The following is a 17,756-nucleotide window of genomic DNA, read 5'->3' on the forward strand; positions in this document are numbered from 1 at the left end:
CCTTCGGTAGCTGGGCGTAGTGGAATCCTGCTGTCATGGCAGCGGTCTCCGCTCCCCGCCCCCTCATGGGAGCCGTCCTTCTGTTGTTCGTCAGCGCCGCCTGGGGGTCGGCCTTCCCGCTGATGAAGGACCTCATGGCCCGCATGCCCGTCGCGGACCTGCTCACCGAGCGCTACGCCGTCGCCACGATCGCCCTGCTCGCCCTGCGGCCCCGCTGCCTGCGTGGCCTGTCCCAGAACACCTGGCTGACCGGCGTGCAGCTCGGCCTGCTGTTCGGCGTCGGCCAGACGGCGCAGGCGATCGCCCTGCACGACCTGCCCTCGTCGGTCTCCGGGTTCACGGTCGGCTCCTACGTGGTGATCACCCCGGTCCTCGGGCTGGTCCTGCTCGGCGCCGAGGTGCCCTTCCGCACCTGGGTCGCGGTCGCGCTGGCCACCGCCGCGATGACGATCTTCACCCTGCTCAGGGGGACGGAGGGCGGAGCCGTACCGCTGCCCGCCCTGGCCGTCACGCTGCTTTCGGCCGTGCTGTACGCGGGGCACACCCTCGTGCTCGGCGACTTCGAGGGGGCCGGACGCGACGCCTACGCCCTCGCGGTGATCCAACTCGGCGTCATCGCGCTCATGACCGGGGCGCTGGCCGTACCGGACGGTCTCACCCTGCCCGGCACCGTGGCCGACTGGGCCGCCATGGCCCACCTGTCGGTCGTCGCCTGCGCCCTGGGGTTCCTCGCGCGCTCCTTCGGTCAGGCCCACGTGCCCGCCGCGCCCGCCGCGGTCATCCTGTCCGCCCAGCCCCTCTGGGTCACCGCCCTGGCCATCATGCTGTACGGCGAACGCCTCACCTGGACCGTCCTGGTCGGCGGCGGGCTGATCGCCCTGGCCATGCTCCTGGTCCTGGTGCCCGGCGAGAGGGTCAACGGCTGAGGGGCAGCCGGAGGACGAAACGGGCGCCACGTTCGCTCTCCTCGATCACCAGCGTCCCGCCGTGCGCCTCGGCGACCTCCCTGGCGATGGGCAGCCCCAGGCCGGTGCCCCCGGCGTCCTTGTTACGTGAGGCGTCGAGCCTGGTGAAGCGGCGGAAGACCACCTCCCACTGGTCGCGGGCGATCCCCGCGCCGTCGTCGAGCACCTCGACCACCGCCGTGTCCCCCCTGGCGGCCACGGTCACCACGACCCGTGAGGCCGCGTGCCGCTCCGCGTTGTCCAGCAGGTTCGTCATCAGCCGCGCCAGCCGCAGACGGCTGCCCTGCACCATGACGCCGGACTCCGCGTCGCAGACGATCTCGACGCGGCGTCTGCGGTGGTCCATCTCCTCCCGGCACAGCTCGCCCAGGTCGATCGACTGACGGGCCATGGGCGCCCCGGAGTCGAGCCTGGCCAGCATCAGCAGGTCAGAGACGATCGCCTGGAGCCGGTCCAGGCTGGCGAGCATCTCCCCGGCCTTCGCCTTCCAGTCGGTGTCCTCTGGATAGTGCAGCGCCTCCTCGACCTGCGCCCGCATCGCGGTCAGCGGGCTGCGCAGATCGTGTGAGGCGTCAGAGGCGAACCTGCGCTGCTGCTCGGCCGCCGCCTCAAGCCGGTCGAGCGTCTGGTTGATCGTGACGGCCAGTTCCTTGATCTCCCCCGCCGCGGGCGGGACGGGCACCCGGCGGCCGAGGTCGGTCGCGGTGATCTCGGCCAGCTCACTTCTGATCGCGTTCACCGGGGCCAGCGCCCTGTTGACCGTCTGGTAGGCGCCGACCCCGGCCAGCAGCACCAGCGCCAGGCTGGTGCCGACGATGACCGCGAACAGGCCGGGATGGACGTACCACGGGACGATGTCATCGGCGGCGTAGATGATCCAGTCGCCCCCGGGCCGGTGCACCCTGAACGCCACGACGACCATGCACCGGTCGGGGAACTCGGGGCTGTCGCACACCTGCCGGTCCGCGCTGACGCTTCCCGGCGGAGGGACGAAGATCGCCATCCGCGGCCTCCCCCGCAGGTTGGGCGTGGAGGACAGGACCCGGCCCGACGGGTCGAGCACCTGGACCCCGTCCAACGCCCCCTGGGGAAGTACGGCGGGCAACTGCTCCCGGACGGTCAGGTTGATCGTCTCCAGGGCGGCGTTGGTGATCTCCTGGGCCCGGTAGCTGCCCGCCAGGCCGTACAGGGAGAGGGTGGCGACCAGAGAGAGGGCGAGTCCGGACAGGGCGGCCACGGTGACGGCGATCAGAGTCAATCGGGTCCGCACCGACCAGGAGCCCTTGGTGACCACGCCAGCTTCCCCCGAGATCCGACGATCTTCCTAGGCGGATTAATTGCCGTTTCCTGGCCATTAATGGCCAAGGAGGGGCAAAGTTCCGCTCCCCTTCCATTGGGGGGAAGCCCGGCGTGCCTCAGGTCTTCAGCACCGAGGTGACCAGCTCGGCCAGCAGTCTCGTCCTGGCGGGCATCTCCCCGACGATGACGTGCTCGTGCGGCGCGTGCGCGCCACCGCCGACCGCGCCGAGCCCGTCGAGCGTCGGGCAGCCGACCCCCGCGGTGATGTTGCCGTCGGAGGCGCCGCCGACCGACGCGGAGCGCAGCGGCTCCATGCCCAGGTCCCTGGCGATCTCGCACGCCAGCTCGAACAGGCGCGCCGAGGACGCCTCCTCAAGCGGGGGGCGGTTCGGCCCCCCGGCCACCTCGATCCGCGTCCCGGGAAGGCGGGGGAGCAGCCCCCTGACCAGGCGGTCGATCCGCTCCTGCTCGGCGACGCTCGGCACCCGCACATCGACGGACACCCCCGCGGTGGCGGGCACCGTGTTGACCGTGGTCCCCCCGGACAGCGTGGTCGGGGTCACCGTCGTCAGCCCCTCGCCCATCGCGCTGAGCGCCAGGATCTGGTGGGCCAGCTCGATTCCGGCGTTGGCGCCCTTCTCCGGTTCGAGACCCGCGTGGGCGGCCCTGCCGTACACGGTGATCCGGTAGTCGGAGGTGCCCTTGCGCGAGGTCTTGAGCGCGCCGCCGTCCGCGCTCGCCTCAAGGACGAACGCCGCGGCGCACCCGCGCGCCGACTCCTCGATCAGCTCGCGCGAGGTCCGTGAGCCGACCTCCTCGTCCCCGGTCACCAGCACGCACACCCCCTCAAGTGAGGGCAGGGAGGCCAGGGCGTGGAAGGTCTGCACCAGCCCGGCCTTCATGTCGAAGACCCCGGGGCCACGGGCGATCCCGTCGTCGAGCGACCACGGGTGCTCGCGCAGCGTGCCGATCGGCCAGACGGTGTCGTGGTGGCCGACCAGCAGGACCCTGGGCGTGCCGAAGGTCCAGCGCAGGTGGGGGACACCGTCGATCACGATCGTCTCGGGGCGCGCGCCGAGCCTTCTGAACCCCTGGTCCGCGACCACGGCGGCGCTGCGGGCCAGCGCCTCGTGGTCGGCGGAGAAGGATTCACAGACGACGAGTTCCTCCAGGTCGTCGAGCATCAGGTCGAGGTTCATGCGGGCCTTCCCAGTTCGGAACGGAACAAGCGCAGCACATTGTCGCCGAGGATCTTGACGATCTCTTCGTCCGAGAAGCCATGTTTGAGCAGGGTTTCTGTCACCAGGGGCAAACCGGCCGGTCCCGCCAGCCCCGGAAGGGTGGCGGTGGCGTCGAGTCCTTCGGGGGCGGCGTCCTCGCAGCAGGGTGGGGTGGTGTCGTGGAGGACTTCGCGGACGAAGTCGGGGCCGAGGCCGACGTGGTCGATGCCGGCTACGCCGGCGATGTGGGTGATGTGGTCGACGAGGCGGTCGAGGGTGTAGTCGTCGGGGTGCTCGGCCAGGAAGGGGGGGAAGAAGTTGACGCAGATGAGGCCGCCGGTGGCGGCGATGGCGCGCAGGTGGTCGTCGGGGAGGTTGCGGTGGTGGTCGCGCAGGGCGCGGGCGCTGGAGTGGGTGGCGATGAGGGGGCGGGTGGTCAGTTCCAGCACGTGGTCGACGCCGGTGGCGCTGAGGTGGGAGAGGTCGAAGAGGATGCCCAGGCGTTGCATCTGGTGCAGGGTTTCCACTCCGGCGGTGGTGAGGCGGCTGGCGGTGGCGTCTTCGCCGCTGCCGTCGGCCAGGGGGGTGCGGCCCCAGTGGGCGATGGAGGCGATGCGCACCCCGAGGCGGTGCAGGGTGGGCAGGAGTTCGACGTTGGTGTCGAGGCCGGGGGCGCTTTCCAACGCCAGGACGAGGGCGATCTTCCTTTCGGCCAGGGTGTGGTCGATCTGGGTGCCGTCGAGGCAGAGGCGGACGTGGTCAGGGTTGCCTTCGGCGAGGGTGTGGGCGCATTCGATCATGCGCAGGGTTTCGCGCAGGGCGCCTTCTGGGCGGTGGCGGTCGTCGATGAAGACGGGCAGGACCTGGAGGTTGACGCCGCCGTCGTGGAGTTGGGGGAGCCAGCGTTCGCGGAAGAAGGAGGCCCACCGGTGGGGTGGCCGCGCGGTGACCGCCATCAGCAGGTCGTTGTGGGTGTCGGCGACCACGGCGTCACGATGGAGATCGACGGACAAGGGCGGGTCCTTCCTCACGGGCCTCACGAGAAGGTGGTGTGGATCATCGGCGGCGGGCGGGCCGGTAGTCTGCGCACGTGCCTACCCTTGCCGACACGGTCGGAGAGCTCGAATCAATCTATGACCCAGCATGGGCGGAGTCGTGGGACGCGGTCGGACTCGTCTGCGGGGACCCCGGCGCCCGGGTGCGAAAGATCCTGTTCGCGGTCGACCCGACGGCGGTCGTCGCCGCGGAGGCCGTCGGGTGGGGCGCCGACCTGATCGTCACCCACCACCCCCTCTACCTGAGGGGAACCACCAGCGTCGCCGCCACGACCTACAAGGGCCGCCTCGTCCACACGCTGATCAAGAACGACGTCGCCCTCTTCACCGCCCACACCAACGCCGACGTCGCCGATCCCGGCGTCTCCGACGCGCTGGCCCGTGCCGTCGGGCTGACCGGGCCGCTCACCCCCCTCCTGCCCGCGGCCGCCGACCCCCGCCGCGGCCTCGGCCGCGTCGGCACGCTGCCCGCCCCGCTCTCCCTGCGGGACTTCGCCAGGCGCGCCGCCGAAGGTCTTCCCGGTACGGCGGGCGGCCTGCGCGTCGCGGGAGACCTCGACCGGGAGGTCAGCCGTGTCGCGGTCAGCGGAGGCTCAGGCGACTCCCTGCTCGGTACGGCCCGCGCCGCCGGGGTCGACGTGTTCCTCACCGCGGACCTGCGCCACCACCCGGCCAGCGAGTTCGTCGAGGAGCCGGGAGGCCCTGCCCTGATCGACGCCGCCCACTGGGCGACCGAGTGGCCCTGGCTCGCCGACGCGGCACACCGCCTGACGTCCGCCTTGGCCGCGCGGGGGATTACTGTTGAGACGCGCGTCTCCGAGACGGTCACGGACGCCTGGAAGACAACAGCAGAGTGCGAGGAATTGAAGTGAAAGCAGCCCCGGCAGCCCAGAAGCGCCTGCTCGACCTGGCCGAACTCGACTCCGTGGTCGACCGCCTGGCCCATCGCCGCCGTACCCTGCCGGAACTGGCCGAGATCGACGAGTTGTCCGCCAAGGTGGCCAGGCTCGCCACCCAGGTGATCGCCGCCGAGACCGAGGCGGGCGACCTGGCCCGTGAGCAGGCCAAGGCCGAGGCCGACGTCGACGCCGTCCGGGTCCGCGCCGAACGCGACCAGAAGCGTCTCGACTCCGGCCAGGTCTCCTCCCCGAAGGACCTGGCCAGCCTCCAGTCGGAGATCGCCTCCCTGCACCGCCGCCAGAGCGACCTGGAGGAGGTCGTCCTGGAGATCATGGAGCGCCGCGAGGCGGCCGACGCCCAGGCCACGAAGCTCTCCGCCGAGCGCGACGAGCTGGCCACCACGCGGGGCGGCGCCGAGGACCGCAGGGACGCAGCCTTCGCCGAGATCGACAAGGAGGCCGGCGAGGCCAAGGGCAAGCGCGCCACGATCACCGCCGACATCCCGGCCGACCTGCTCGCCCTCTACGACAAGCTCCGCGACCAGTTCGGGGTCGGGGCCGCGATGCTCCAGGGTGGCCGCTGCCTCGGCTGCCGCACCAGCCTGTCGATCGCCGAGATCAACCGCATCAAGGCGGCCTCCCACGAGGAGGTCATCCGCTGTGAGGAGTGCCGCAGGATCCTCGTCCGTACCCCGGAGTCGGGCCTGTGACCTCTTTCGTCGTCGAGGCGGACGGCGGGTCCCGGGGCAATCCGGGACCGGCTGGCTACGGCGCCGTCGTCAAGGACGCCGCCGACGGCCAGATCCTGGTGGAGGTCGCCGAGTCCATCGGCACCCAGACCAACAACGTCGCCGAGTACCGCGGGCTGATCGCGGGACTGAGGGCGCTGCTCGACCTCGCCGGTGACGACGCCTCCGTCGAGGTACGGATGGACTCCAAGCTGGTCATCGAACAGATGGCGGGCCGCTGGAAGATCAAAAACGAGGGTCTGCGCCCTCTGGCGACGGAGGCCGCCTCCCTGGCCCGCCGCCTCAGGGTCACCTGGCGCTGGATCCCCAGGGAGAGGAACAAGGACGCCGACCGCCTCGCCAACGAGGCCATGGACGCCGCCGCCAAGGGCGTCCCCTGGCAGTCGTCCTTCACCGCGGCGCCTTCCGAGCAGGGCTCCCTCTTCGACCCTCCTTCTGAGTCGGCCGTACCGGTTTCCGGGGCGGGGACCACCTCGGCCTCGGGGGCGACCGGCGCCGGGGCCGTTCCGGCTCCGGGAACGAAGGCCGCACCGGTTCCTGGGGCCGACACTGTTTCCGAGGCGGAGGCCGCCCGGGTCACCGGGGCTGGAGCCGTGCCGGTTTCTGCTCCGGAGACGAAGGCCGCACCGGTTCCAGGGGCTGGCGCTGTTCCCGAGGCGAAGGCCGTACCGGCTCCAGGAGCTGGTGCCGTTTCTGAGGTGGAGACCGCTCCGGCTCCCGGGGCGAAGGCCGTACTGGACGTCTCCTTTTCTGAGGTTGGGGCCGGTGGCGTCTCAGACGCGGAGACCTTCCCGACCGCCTCCGCGACCACCGGCACCGGCTGGCGCCCGCCGACCACCACGGCGACCTCACTGCTGCTGCTCAGGCACGGAGAGACCCCGATGTCCGTGGAACGCAGGTTCTCCGGCCTTGGCGACCCCGAGCTCACCCCCAACGGCCTCGCCCAGGCGCGGGCCGCCGCGGCCAGGCTGACGCGGGAGCCGTACGGCGTGCAGGTGGTTGTCAGCTCGCCGCTGAGGCGGGCCCTCGTCACCGCCGAGACCGTGGCCGCCGGGCTGGGCCTCGACGTCGTCGTGGAACCCGAACTCAGGGAGGCCGACTTCGGCGCCTGGGAGGGCCACACGTTCACCGAGATCCAGCGACGCTGGCCGGACGAGCTGGCCACGTGGCTGGCGGACCCGTCCGCCGCGCCGCCGGGTGGGGAGAGTTTCGGGGATGCGGCGCGGCGGGTCCAGGTGATCGGGGACCGGCTGGTCGAGCGTTACGAGGGCAGGACGGTTCTCGTCGTCTCCCACGTCACGCCGATCAAGATGCTGCTGAGGTCCGCGCTGCTGGCTCCCCTCGCCGCGCTGTACCGCATGCATCTCGACCTGGCCTCACTGTCCCTGATCGAGTACTACGCCGACGGGCCCGCCGTGGTGAAGGCGTTCAACGACACCTCTCACCTGCGCTGACCCACACCCCTCCCCGGGCGGTACGGCCGGGCGGCCCCGTCGGCGGCCTCCGGTCGCCCCGGTTGCCTGATCACATCCCACCCGGTCCCACTTGTCGCCCGGTTGGAGACCACTTGGGAACCGGCGGGCTCCGGGACACCGGTAGGCTTTGGGATACGGCGGACGAGCCGGCCGGGCGGCCGCGTCGGGTCTGTGAGGACCCGCCGAGGAAGGTCCGGGCTCCACAGGGCAGGGTGGTCGGTAACGCCGACCCGGGGTGACCCGCGGGACAGTGCCACAGAAAACAAACCGCCCCCTTCGCGGGGGTAAGGGTGAAACGGTGGTGTAAGAGACCACCAGCGCCCACGGTGACGTGGGCGGCTAGGTAAACCCCACCCGGAGCAAGGTCAAGAAGGGACGCTCTCCGGAGCGTCCCGCGCGCGACGTCTGAGGGCTGCCCGCCCGAGCCGCGCGGGTAGACCGCTCGAGACCGGCGGCAACGCCGGCCCTAGATGGATGGTCGCCCCTTCAGCAATGAAGGACAAAACCCGGCCTACAGGCCGACTCGTCCGCCCTCTGGCGCATGCACGGAATGATCAATAAAGATCGCTCATTCTGTGCTGGATTACCAAGCCGAAATGGCGACATCCCTAGATGACGACCACTCTTTTAAAGCGATGTCTTCCGAACTGGTCATCTCCGCATGAAGGGGACCACGTAGGAGGGCCGCTGACCGTTCATCGCCTCTGTCAGGTTGTCTTCGATCAGGCTGAGAGCGAGGGCGTTGCCCGCTCGGTGCGGGCCCCAGCCGTGGCGGAGAGCCCTGCGGATGGTCGCCGAAACAAGTGCGGGCCTTACGGCCATCGCTCGCTCCCCGAGCCAGGCGTCCGGCCGGGAGCAGGGAAGTGACACCAGGAGGACGCGCCCCGGCCCATCGGCCAGTTCCACCGCGAAGGTCAGAGGTCCCCAACTGTTCGCCTGGCAGTACGTGGGCTTACGACGGATCCGCCAGCGGTAGGTGACGCCGTTGACCGTGATGAGTCGCGAACCCTTCTTGGGGATCGACACGGGGCGGCCTCCTGTTCTGTTCCGTGGGAAAGCCGAAACCAGTGACAAGCGACGCGATACGCCCGCAAGCGTAATTCCTTCTCAGTGGCATGATCGAGCCGTTTTCTCAGGTGGCCCGATCCGGGGCCGGAGATCACCCAGATCTACGAGGGCAGGGCGCAACGAGGGCACATGGGGGTGTGAGACGACCGGAAGTACGGAGAAGCGATGAAGGGGTCGGAGCGCAGGTCAGGCTCCACCCCGCGATGTCGGCCCAGGTCTCAACTGCCACCCTTGCTGAAGTGCTGGTAGTCCCGTCCCCCGTGCCAGGAAGAGAACACCTCAGGAGGATGTCACTGGCATCCGATTGGATGAGGCTCATGACCGCTCATGATGTGGCCCGGCTGCTGCCCGATGTCCCGATGCTCCGCGACCTGTGCCGGTCCATGGCAGTACTGGAGGCCGTTCTGAGTCCGGACTGGGGGAGCCGCTACCACTCCTTTGACGCGGGGTGGAGCCCCGGGGAGGAGATGGCCTCGATGCGCAACGGTTCCGGAGACGAATACTCCATCGTCTTCTCGGCGGCGGGTGTCTACATTTGTGGCTTCGACCATGAGGCGGTGATGAGCCCGTACGGCAACGACGGCCCTTGGCCAGGAGTGCTCGACTCTGTCCCCGAGGTCTTCCGCCACTATGTGGCCGAGCCCGCGTTCTGCGACGAGGATGGCATGCCGGTCGTGACCGCCTGCCTGTGGCGCGAGACTGGCGACGACCGCTGGCGGGTGGGCGAGATCGACTACCCGGACGGCACAAGCGACCCCGATGGAGCGTCATACCTGTTCGCGAGGCTCGTCGATCCGTCTCCGGAGACGTTCCGGCGGTTCGCCGAGGACTACTACGAGGTGCCCGTGGATCTCGACGCGGTGCGGCACGTCTACGCCCTCCACCCGCTGACACAGGCGGTGGTAACCGCGCTGAACGCCGACCTCACCATGAAGGATCTCGCCGACGACCTTGTGGCAGTCCGGTATCCGTCCGTCGCCGGTTGAGAAGGGTGGCGATGCGTAACGGCTTGCGCTCTTCGATCTGGACAACACACTCGTGAACCTGGACGAGGCGTTCCGGATATGGGCTGCGGAGTTCGCCGATGAGCACGGTCTTGGGCATGAGGCGGTTGACCGACTGGTCGCTTTCGACCGGGTCGGCTACCCGCATCGCGAAGTCTTCTTCGGTAAGGTCCGTGTTTCGGCGTCGATCGAGGAACTGTGGGGCCGCTACCGCGAGCGCATGCCGTACCTGGCTCGCTGTCGTCCCGAGGCGGTGGAGGGACTGGCGCGGCTCCGCGCTGCCGGATGGAGGGTGGCCATCGTCACCAACGGGACAGCGGACAATCAGCTCGGCAAGACCCAGTAGACGGGACTGGCCGAAGCCGTCGACGCCTATGCGCTTTCCGGACTTGAAGGCATCCGTAAACCTGACGTCGGTCTCTTCGAGATCGCCGCCAAGCGGTGCGGCATGGCCCTTGCGGATGGGGGATGGATGGTCGGTGATCACCTCGTCAAGGACATCGCTGCGGGCCTCCGTACCATCGGATCGACCGAGGGATGCGGCCGGACCAGGAGGACGGGGTGGACCACGTCGTCACAGACGTGCTTCAGGCGATGGAGATTCTCCTAGCGGACCGGTGACCTGTCCAGAGGTCGAGGTAGCGCGAACCGCAATCTTGTTAACGCGGATCCTAACAACAGATCTGGGCGGACCTGGGCGACCATGGACCGAGGGGCCCTGTAAGAGTCCGCCTCATCAGGCCGCGAAGGTAGCGGTAGACAGTCCTGGACGGTCGTGATCTAACTCGTAATGAAGTGTTCAGAACCTAAGTTGAAGATCGCCGATGCCAGACCTATTCGAGTTATTGGCTGCTACGGCCCCTTCTTCGTCTGATGCTGTCACTGGAGACCCCGGCGGAGCGACAGCAGTAGTGACGCAACGTCGCGTAGGTCGAGCACGCTCGTCGCCGTATGCTGAGCCGACTACCAGGCATTACCTGTGGTTACATCATGCCGCCAAGCCTCCGGAGCTTTTCATCAAGGGAACGTAGGACGCCGGGGAGCGTCTCTGCTGCGTACGATAAGGACGCCGCAGTTCTGCTGAGATTGTTTCCGTCGAACACTTCCGCTGCATAGGCAAGGCGGCTCGCTGTGAGATTGTCCACCCCTACGGCGGCGTTGTTCATCACTGAGATAATCTGCCTCAACTCTTGTAAGGCGTCTATGTTGAGACTACCTGTCCGTTCCAGTTGCTCAGCAATGCGCTCAAGGCGAACCACGGGTGGCTCAAATGCTTCTACCAGCAAGGCTTCGATCAGTTCGTCGGTCATTGGATTGCTGATGCGCGCGAGGTGTTTGCCGTGCTCTCCTTCGTGCTTGCGTTTCCATTCAATCAGGAGCTCGGGCGGGTAGAGATCCGCACCTGTTTTCTGGTCATCAACCTCTGCATGATGCGCCAGGCATAGGAGTATTAGATTGCGAAAGGAGTCTCTTTCCTGCTCCTCTTCGAGGGTACTGCAGGGGCGATGACGTGCGGATCCAGGTTGCACGCCATAGATGTGAGCAATCTGGGCGTTCTTCTTGTAGACACCAGGTCTGACTTCGAAAATCACTGGAAAGGGGCAATCTGGGGCATAGCACCGTCCGTTGCTAAGCGCCCAGAGCGCCGCCTGTATGGGGGCTGGAATATTCTTTCGCCTGTCGCGCTTCTCGACCATGCCCAGAGACTAGGTCGCCTGGCGAGCTTCGTAAAGACAGCCGAGCGGTGGCAGCGCGTTCGCCTTTCACCCCTTACTTGGCGAGCTCGCTACAGGCAATCCGCTCCAGGAAGTCGGCCTTACTGACTATCTCTATATGGCGACCTTTCGCGAGGAGTTCTTCAGCCCTCCTGCTCTCGTCGTACCTTGGCGGGGTCCTGGGCGCCGATTACCAGGACGTTAGTCTTGCGGGTCGCGCCGGCTGCGGGCTGGCCACCAACCTCGGCAAGGTGGGTATGAGCTTCCTTGCGGCCCAGGCTGAACGGCGTGCCGGTGAAGCGGACTGTTAGTCCGTCGGGGTTCGCATCGGGTATGGAAGCACGTGCGTTGCTGTTTGCGCTCTGACATCGTGACCAGGAGTCCACGGAAAGCCGCCCCATCTGGATCTCGCAGCTGGCGAGAAGATCATGAAGCGTAGTGGCCTCATGTATACGCAGAGTGTCGAGCATAATCTCGGCGGCAGCGCGGGCGTCGGCACCAGCTTTGTGATGACGTAGTCCATGCTGCCTGCAGCATGGACTACGTAGGGAAAGCTATGCAAGGAAAGGATCCAGGTTTGTCTTGCGACGACTAGAGAGCAGACATAGCTAATGTCCGGCCATGGGATGTTTGATGTGGTGTAGGCTTCCCGGAGAACGTCGAGGTCGAAGGCAGCATTGTGGGCAACAAGCGGTCGCCTGCTCACGAATGCAAGGATCTTCTGAAAGGTCTCTTCCCAAGTGGTTGCATTCTCCCGTTGCTCTCGCTGATCCCGCGTAAGCCCACGTTGAAGGGGACGGAGCAGGAGTATCTTGCGGGTGGATGAATCAAGGTATTGAAGGACTCACTAATCCTCCCTGCCTCGACGCTCACCATACCAACCGCGTACGGGCCCCTGCGGTGTGAGTTTGCGGTCTTGAAGACGATCGCAACCCAAAAGTCGTTCATCTTGTTCCTCGGAAAGAAGGCTCTTCCCTTGATTCGGATACGTCAGCTTGTGTCGCTATTGCCGCCGATGGAGGGCCGCTTGGACCCACGAGAATGGTCAGCGGCTCGACTCTGCCCCTGGCCGTCAGCGTCGACCAGCAAGAACGCCCCGAAGCGACTACCACTCCGGGGTGTTTTCGTTCTGTTTACGGAAAATCTGGATCGGATTTAGGTGTCTACCTCATAGCGGTACCAGCGCCGTGGATCCCCGTCCTCGTGTAGCCACAGCGTCCCGTCTCTGCCGATTTTCCCTCGCGCCCAGCCGGTCGGGTTTCGGTCGTCTGGTAACAGCAGGTGCTCGCGTTCCGTTTCGGTGACGACTCCGTCCTGCCGGAGGGCTCTGCGGATCTCCCAGCGGAATCCGCGGCGCGCTCGGTGCTGGTCGAAGAAGGCAAGCTCGGAACCGGAGACGGCCAGGCCGCTGCATCGGGTGACAGGGTTCGGTGTGATGCTCCGGACGCCGTCAGCGTCGATCTCGATCAGTGGAAAGTCGGTGTAGGGGCACGCATGGATCACGTCGTGGCCGACGTTCAGTGCGTAGCAGTCGCACCAGAAGACACCTGGAGTGTGGGACGGCGCCATCCAGGGCGGGCCGCCGTCGCTGTTCCAGCGCGCCAGACCGATCATGCAACCGTAGGAGCGGGTGCCGTCCAGATTGGGGGACCAGTAGTTCGACTCGTCGAAGTAGCTGGTCCAGATGTTGCCTTGGGCATCTGTCATGAGCTGCTCGATGCCGTCACTGGCGTAGAAGGCCGACCGGGTCTGCCCGCCTTCGTCGATTGCCCGGACGTTGTCGGTGAGGTGTAGTTCGTCCTCGGGAACCGATTTCTGATAGCGCTCGAAGTCGATGCCCACGGGCTCACAGCGGGCGGCGACCAGCACGACACCGTCGCCGAGGGTGTCGATGTGGGTGAACCGTAGGACGAGCTCTGTCAGCGGGATCTCGTGGGTCTCGACTTCGTCGCAGATGACGGCGATCGCGTCGTAACGTGGGGGAGGCCGGAGCTTGGAGGATCGCGGGATGGGAGTGAAGCCCTGGGCGGGGTCGGCGACCAGGGCGACCAGTCGGCCGCGGTGGTCGATGGTCGAGGCCAGGACCTCGTAGCGGGCGTAGCGGCCGGGAAGCGTCGCGTGCAGTGCGAGCCGACGATCAGCGGCCATGGGCCTTTCTTGTTGTCATCCGTCGATGATCGCACACGAGGCGGCGCTGGGTCGTCGATGCGTGTGACTCCACATTCAAGAGCGACCGGTGGGCCAACAAGGTCAACCTGCATCGGGAGTTGTTCCGCACCACGCACGTAGAGGTCGGAGTGGAGTGGCGGCAGTCGGTTCACGCAGCGGTTAGGGAAACGACATGGCCCTTCTCGGCGAATGCCGTACTGGCGAAGGCGGGCCGTAGACCATGGAAGGTCATTCCACCGGCAACCCGCCCGCGAGGGCCGAGGGCTTGAGGATGTCGGCGTTGAAGTAGTCCTGTGCATAAAGCATGTTCGAGCATGGGAGCTCCCGTAGCCGGAGCCGGTTCGATCCGACCACGGAGTCGATGCCTTGTCGCGGATGGCCATCGTTGGAACAAATCACGGACATCTCATGAGTGGCTGAGGTAGGCCTGAGTTGAGCAAGTGAGACGTTTGATCAACTTGGCGGGACTCGTTAGGGTTGGGCGCTTTCGCTGATCATTTCCTCCTCCCAGGAGTTCCCCCATGCGCCGTCACCGCTTCGGCGGGATCGCGGTCGCCCTCGCGGCGGTCTACCTCGCCGCCGTGGTCGGCCTCGGTGTCATCGCCATGATGACCGGCGACATCACCCCCGTCTGGGGAGTCGTCATAGGTCAGTACGGCTTCGTGTCCGAGGACCTCAGGCCATGGTGGTGGCTTCTGGTTCTGCTGGTCCTGATCGCGGCGGTGCAGGCCTGGGCGTACTGGCAGGTGCTGCGCGGTCGCGAGCGCGGGGAACCGGTGCAACGTGGCGGAGAGGTCCGCCTGCTGCGGGTCGCGCTCTACCTCAACGTCGGATACAACCTGGTCGCACGTCTGCCGATCCCGTACGGCTGGTGGTTCTGGCTGGTCGGGGTGCCGCTCCAACTGGCGGTGGCCTGGCTGTTCTTCCGTGTGCTGCGCGACACCGCTCCTCGATGGCTACGACTCCTGGTTCTCGTGACGGGGATCTTCAGCGTGTTGGTGAACCTGGGTGTCACCCTCGAATGGGCACTGGGGGCTGACCTGTTCATCCGGATTCCCGCCCTGGACTGGATCGAGCAGTTCGCCTGGCCGCTGTGGATGGTGGCGGTGCTGCTGGCGCAGGCGCGTGATCCCCGTTGGAGCGGGACGACCGTGCGCGTCGGCGTGATCGCGTTGGTCATGTCGTTCGTCCAGCCCTCCGGAATCATCGGGTTCGGCTACGTGAACGAGATCTCCTGGCGCGAACTGTTCCTCGATGCGATCGGCGCGTTGTCCTTCTTTGGACTGGTCTGGTGGGCTCGATCCGCGCACGACCTGGGCAGCGTCCTGGCCCCGTCGTCACGGCCCCCGCGGGCGCCCGCCAGACGGTGGCCGCTGCCGGTGGTGGCGATCACGCTCCCGCTGCTCCCCGCGGTCGTCAACCTCGCGCACGGAGTGCCGTTCTGGCTTGGCCCGAAGAACGCGGTGTGGAACGTCCTCCGTGAGTTCACCAGCTTTGAGCTCACTCTCGCCTGGTATGTCCTCGACCTGCTCGTGGGGGTCGGTGTGCCGTCGCTGCTGATCCTGGTGGCCGTCTGGCGGCGCACCTACCGCCTGACGCGGGCTACGACGCTGACCCTGTTCTTCCTGGCCGGTGTCGCCGTCGTGAGCGCCTCCACCACGGCGGACTCAAGCCTGCTCGGGGAACTGCAGCTCTACCCGAGCGGCCTGTTCGTCAAGGACGGCACGCTCGTCTCCGCCGGGATCTCCCCGCTGTGGTACGGACTCGCGCTCACCGGTTCCGCCCTCACCCTGACGATCCTGTACGGCGCGCCGCCTGCCCGCCGTACCCGCCGCCAGGTTCTTCTGGTGAGCCTCGCCGTGGCGGTGACGCTCTGTTTCATACCGGCGGCGGACCAGGCCCGCGGACCGGTGATCACGGCGCAGGAGTGCGACCCACCCGAGCGTTGGGAACTGGAGCCTCGTGAGCTGACCGCCGAGCAGAAGTTCGTCTGCTCGCTACGCCAGCCGGACAGGGGCCTTCGCCGGTTCTCCGACACCACACCTGACCAGGTCGTGATCGCGTACGGGCGCTGGATGTGCGAGCTGTACACCCGCGACGACCCGCGAGAGCTGGCTCGCTGGAAGGTGAACCGTGCTGCCCTGACCTACCCGCTCGCCGGTATCTGCCCGCGCGCCGCCGCCGTCGTCAACGCCGAACGCGCCGAACAGGATCGGGAACTCGCGGAGATGCAGGCGGACGCCCAGCGCATGTGCGATGCGACGCCACACCACCGCCCGCGCGTCAAGCCGGCCAAGGCGATCCGGATGAAGGAGCCCCAGTGGACCGACTACGGGGTGCTGCAGACGTACGAAGACGAGGAGGCGGAGGCCGTTCCGGATCTGGACCCCGGCAACGGACTGGTCTCCACCAGCTCCGGCACCCTGACCGTCCTCACGCACTCCGACTTCGACATCTGCGTCACCGTTGAGACGTACAGCCGCCGCCCGCCCGTGGAGACCAAGGGCTGGGACAAGGTCGTCGAGGTCGGTTACCGCAGCCCCACGGGCGAGATCGTGCTCACGGACAGCCTCAGCGGCACCACCCTGCCCGACCTGTCACTCAACGGCCGCAGCGGTCGTTACCGGATCCGCGTGCACTACGCCTGGTTCCCATGGAAGGGCGAGGAGGAAGCCGGTCAGCGACTGCTGATCATGGCGTACCCCAGCCCCGGCGACAAAGACGGCGACGACAAGGAGATCGTCTACCGCAGGTGATCCCGATGTCGGTCGGTGAACCTTCTGTCACAGGAGGATCACATACCGGAAACTCGCCTCTCCCGATAATCATCGGGGTGTGAATCTCCTGGTGGGAACGTTACAGGAGGCCATGTGGGTTATGCCGTAATCGACTTTGAGACCACCGGGCTGCGGCGGTCGTGGAACGACCGGATCATCGAGATCGGCGTCGTTCATCTCGATGGCGAAGGCCGGATCACCGGCGAATGGAACACGCTCGTCAATCCGGAGCGTGACCTCGGGCCGCAGCACATTCATGGGATCAGCGCCGCCGACATCCGTCACGCCCCGCCTTTCGCAGACGTGTCCGGTGCCCTCGCCGACCTGCTTCGAGGGCGTGTTCTCGTGGCGCACAATCTGCGGTTCGAATGGACGTTTCTCGAGCACGAGTACGCGCGACTGGACGCATCGGTTCCGAACGTCGACGGATTCGGCGTCTGCACGATGGTCGAGGCGGCTCGGTTCCTGCCTGACGCGCCGCGCAGTCTCGCCGGTTGCTGTACGGCGGCGGGCATTCGTCTGGACGATCACCATCACGCCCTCGCCGACGCCCGGGCCGCCGCGGGCCTGCTCGGGCACTACCTGGCCTCGGCGCGTCCCCACGTTCCGTGGCGGGCGTCTCTGGATCTGGCCGCGGAGCTTGCCTGGCCGACGATCGGAAAGACCGACGTCGCCTGGGTGGGACGCGGCGTCGCGGCCGAACGCGCCACCCACTTCCTGGCCCGCCTGGTGGACCAGCTTCCCCGCGCCCCTGAGCCGCCCCTCGCCGACAGCTACCTTGCCCTGCTCGACCAGGCGCTCCTGGACCATCACATCTCCGCGAGCGAGGCCGACGCGCTGGTGGACCTCGCCCGGCAGCTCGGGCTCTCACGCGGCGACGTCGAGCACCTGCACCGCGACTATCTCGCCGGCCTCGTCTCGGCCGCCCTGGCCGACGGGGTCGTCACCCCGGCCGAACGGCACGAACTCGAACTCGTCGCCACGCTCCTGCACATCCCGTTGACCACCGTCGACGTCCTGATGGCAGAAAAGCCAACGTTCCCGGCTCCCCGCTCCCGCTTCTCCCTCGCTCCCGGCGACCGGATCGTCTTCACCGGGGACATGGAAGGCGGGCAGGAGAACTGGGAGGAACGCGCCCGTCAGGCGGGTCTCGTACCCCACGGCAACATCACCAAGAAGGTACGGCTGCTCGTCGCCGCCGACCCCGACACCCTGTCCGGCAAAGCACGCAAGGCACGGGACTACGGCATCCCCATCGTCACCCCCGAGGCGTTCGCCCGGATGATCGCGAGCTCGACGCACCTGGCACCGGGCGGCTCCTGATCCGGACACCTCGGGGAGGTCTCTGAGCATGGTCGAAC

At 67.4% G+C, this 17,756-nt stretch carries 15 protein-coding genes and 1 other RNA gene; 10 read left to right on the top strand and 6 right to left on the bottom strand.

The window, feature by feature from the left end:
- The first annotated feature begins 35 nt into the window (after positions 1–35).
- Complete coding sequence (locus tag FHS44_RS17105) at positions 36–926, top strand: DMT family transporter (protein WP_184715757.1); 891 nt, start codon at positions 36–38, stop codon at positions 924–926.
- On the opposite strand, the gene FHS44_RS17110 is transcribed toward FHS44_RS17105, so the two are convergent.
- The 3 genes from FHS44_RS17110 to FHS44_RS17120 form a co-directional block, all read right to left on the bottom strand.
- On the bottom strand, positions 916–2,259 hold the full coding sequence (locus tag FHS44_RS17110; RefSeq protein WP_184715759.1) for a sensor histidine kinase: 1,344 nt from the start codon (positions 2,257–2,259) through the stop codon (positions 916–918). The genes FHS44_RS17105 and FHS44_RS17110 overlap by 11 nt on opposite strands.
- A gap of 121 nt (positions 2,260–2,380) precedes the next feature.
- A complete protein-coding gene (locus FHS44_RS17115) occupies positions 2,381–3,463 on the bottom strand; it encodes a M20 family metallopeptidase (RefSeq protein WP_221460919.1) in 1,083 nt (360 codons plus the stop codon).
- A complete protein-coding gene (locus FHS44_RS17120) occupies positions 3,460–4,497 on the bottom strand; it encodes a dipeptidase (RefSeq protein WP_184715761.1) in 1,038 nt (345 codons plus the stop codon). The genes FHS44_RS17115 and FHS44_RS17120 overlap by 4 nt, the downstream gene beginning before the upstream one ends.
- 77 nt (positions 4,498–4,574) lie before the next feature.
- Here FHS44_RS17120 and FHS44_RS17125 point away from each other — a divergent pair, with 77 nt between their 5' ends.
- From FHS44_RS17125 to rnpB, 4 genes are all read left to right on the top strand, one after another.
- Positions 4,575–5,411 carry a Nif3-like dinuclear metal center hexameric protein gene (locus FHS44_RS17125; RefSeq protein ID WP_184715764.1) on the top strand — a complete coding sequence of 279 codons (837 nt, stop codon included), beginning with the start codon at positions 4,575–4,577 and terminating at the stop codon, positions 5,409–5,411.
- The gene (locus FHS44_RS17130; protein WP_184715766.1) at positions 5,408–6,148 is read left to right on the top strand and encodes a zinc ribbon domain-containing protein; all 741 of its coding nucleotides are present in this window, start codon (positions 5,408–5,410) and stop codon (positions 6,146–6,148) included. The genes FHS44_RS17125 and FHS44_RS17130 overlap by 4 nt, the downstream gene beginning before the upstream one ends.
- Positions 6,145–7,641, top strand: a complete 1,497-nt coding sequence (locus FHS44_RS17135; protein WP_184715768.1) for a bifunctional RNase H/acid phosphatase — start codon at positions 6,145–6,147, stop codon at positions 7,639–7,641. The genes FHS44_RS17130 and FHS44_RS17135 overlap by 4 nt, the downstream gene beginning before the upstream one ends.
- A gap of 163 nt (positions 7,642–7,804) precedes the next feature.
- An RNA gene (gene rnpB, locus FHS44_RS17140) (RNase P RNA component class A) lies at positions 7,805–8,192 on the top strand.
- Positions 8,193–8,313: 121 nt separating this feature from the next.
- Here the strand turns inward: rnpB and FHS44_RS17145 are convergent.
- Positions 8,314–8,688, bottom strand: a complete 375-nt coding sequence (locus FHS44_RS17145) for a hypothetical protein (protein ID WP_221460920.1) — start codon at positions 8,686–8,688, stop codon at positions 8,314–8,316.
- 359 nt (positions 8,689–9,047) lie between these two features.
- Between FHS44_RS17145 and FHS44_RS17150 the strand changes: the two genes are divergently transcribed.
- From FHS44_RS17150 to FHS44_RS41015, 3 genes are all read left to right on the top strand, one after another.
- The gene (locus tag FHS44_RS17150) at positions 9,048–9,716 is read left to right on the top strand and encodes a hypothetical protein (protein WP_184715770.1); all 669 of its coding nucleotides are present in this window, start codon (positions 9,048–9,050) and stop codon (positions 9,714–9,716) included.
- Positions 9,717–9,768: 52 nt separating this feature from the next.
- Positions 9,769–10,080 carry an HAD family hydrolase gene (locus FHS44_RS41010; RefSeq protein WP_312863687.1) on the top strand — a complete coding sequence of 104 codons (312 nt, stop codon included), beginning with the start codon at positions 9,769–9,771 and terminating at the stop codon, positions 10,078–10,080.
- Between the two features lie 102 nt (positions 10,081–10,182).
- On the top strand, positions 10,183–10,344 hold the full coding sequence (locus tag FHS44_RS41015; RefSeq protein ID WP_246435609.1) for a hypothetical protein: 162 nt from the start codon (positions 10,183–10,185) through the stop codon (positions 10,342–10,344).
- 373 nt (positions 10,345–10,717) lie between these two features.
- Here the strand turns inward: FHS44_RS41015 and FHS44_RS17160 are convergent, their stop codons facing one another.
- Complete coding sequence (locus FHS44_RS17160) at positions 10,718–11,431, bottom strand: hypothetical protein (protein ID WP_184715772.1); 714 nt, start codon at positions 11,429–11,431, stop codon at positions 10,718–10,720.
- 1,173 nt (positions 11,432–12,604) lie between these two features.
- Entirely contained in the window at positions 12,605–13,597 is a 993-nt protein-coding gene (locus FHS44_RS17165; RefSeq protein WP_184715774.1) for a hypothetical protein, read from the bottom strand.
- Between the two features lie 542 nt (positions 13,598–14,139).
- Between FHS44_RS17165 and FHS44_RS17170 the strand changes: the two genes are divergently transcribed.
- A complete protein-coding gene (locus FHS44_RS17170) occupies positions 14,140–16,374 on the top strand; it encodes a DUF2339 domain-containing protein (RefSeq protein WP_184715776.1) in 2,235 nt (744 codons plus the stop codon).
- Positions 16,375–16,488: 114 nt separating this feature from the next.
- Positions 16,489–17,718 (top strand): exonuclease domain-containing protein, encoded by a 1,230-nt coding sequence (locus tag FHS44_RS17175; protein WP_184715778.1) that lies wholly within the window; start codon positions 16,489–16,491, stop codon positions 17,716–17,718.
- The last annotated feature ends 38 nt before the right edge of the window (positions 17,719–17,756 follow it).

It is taken from the genome of Streptosporangium saharense, assembly GCF_014203715.1.
Classification (GTDB): domain Bacteria; phylum Actinomycetota; class Actinomycetes; order Streptosporangiales; family Streptosporangiaceae; genus Streptosporangium; species Streptosporangium saharense.

Bases quoted from the DNA above. Each gene is read 5' to 3' on its own strand.
- FHS44_RS17160 (WP_184715772.1), bottom strand. From the start codon at position 11,431: ATGGTCGAGAAGCGCGACAGGCGAAAGAATATTCCAGCCCCCATACAG.
- FHS44_RS17115 (WP_221460919.1), bottom strand. From the start codon at position 3,463: ATGAACCTCGACCTGATGCTCGACGACCTGGAGGAACTCGTCGTCTGT.
- FHS44_RS17150 (WP_184715770.1), top strand. From the start codon at position 9,048: ATGACCGCTCATGATGTGGCCCGGCTGCTGCCCGATGTCCCGATGCTC.
- FHS44_RS41015 (WP_246435609.1), top strand. From the start codon at position 10,183: ATGGCCCTTGCGGATGGGGGATGGATGGTCGGTGATCACCTCGTCAAG.
- FHS44_RS17165 (WP_184715774.1), bottom strand. From the start codon at position 13,597: ATGGCCGCTGATCGTCGGCTCGCACTGCACGCGACGCTTCCCGGCCGC.
- FHS44_RS17105 (WP_184715757.1), top strand. From the start codon at position 36: ATGGCAGCGGTCTCCGCTCCCCGCCCCCTCATGGGAGCCGTCCTTCTG.
- FHS44_RS17170 (WP_184715776.1), top strand. From the start codon at position 14,140: ATGCGCCGTCACCGCTTCGGCGGGATCGCGGTCGCCCTCGCGGCGGTC.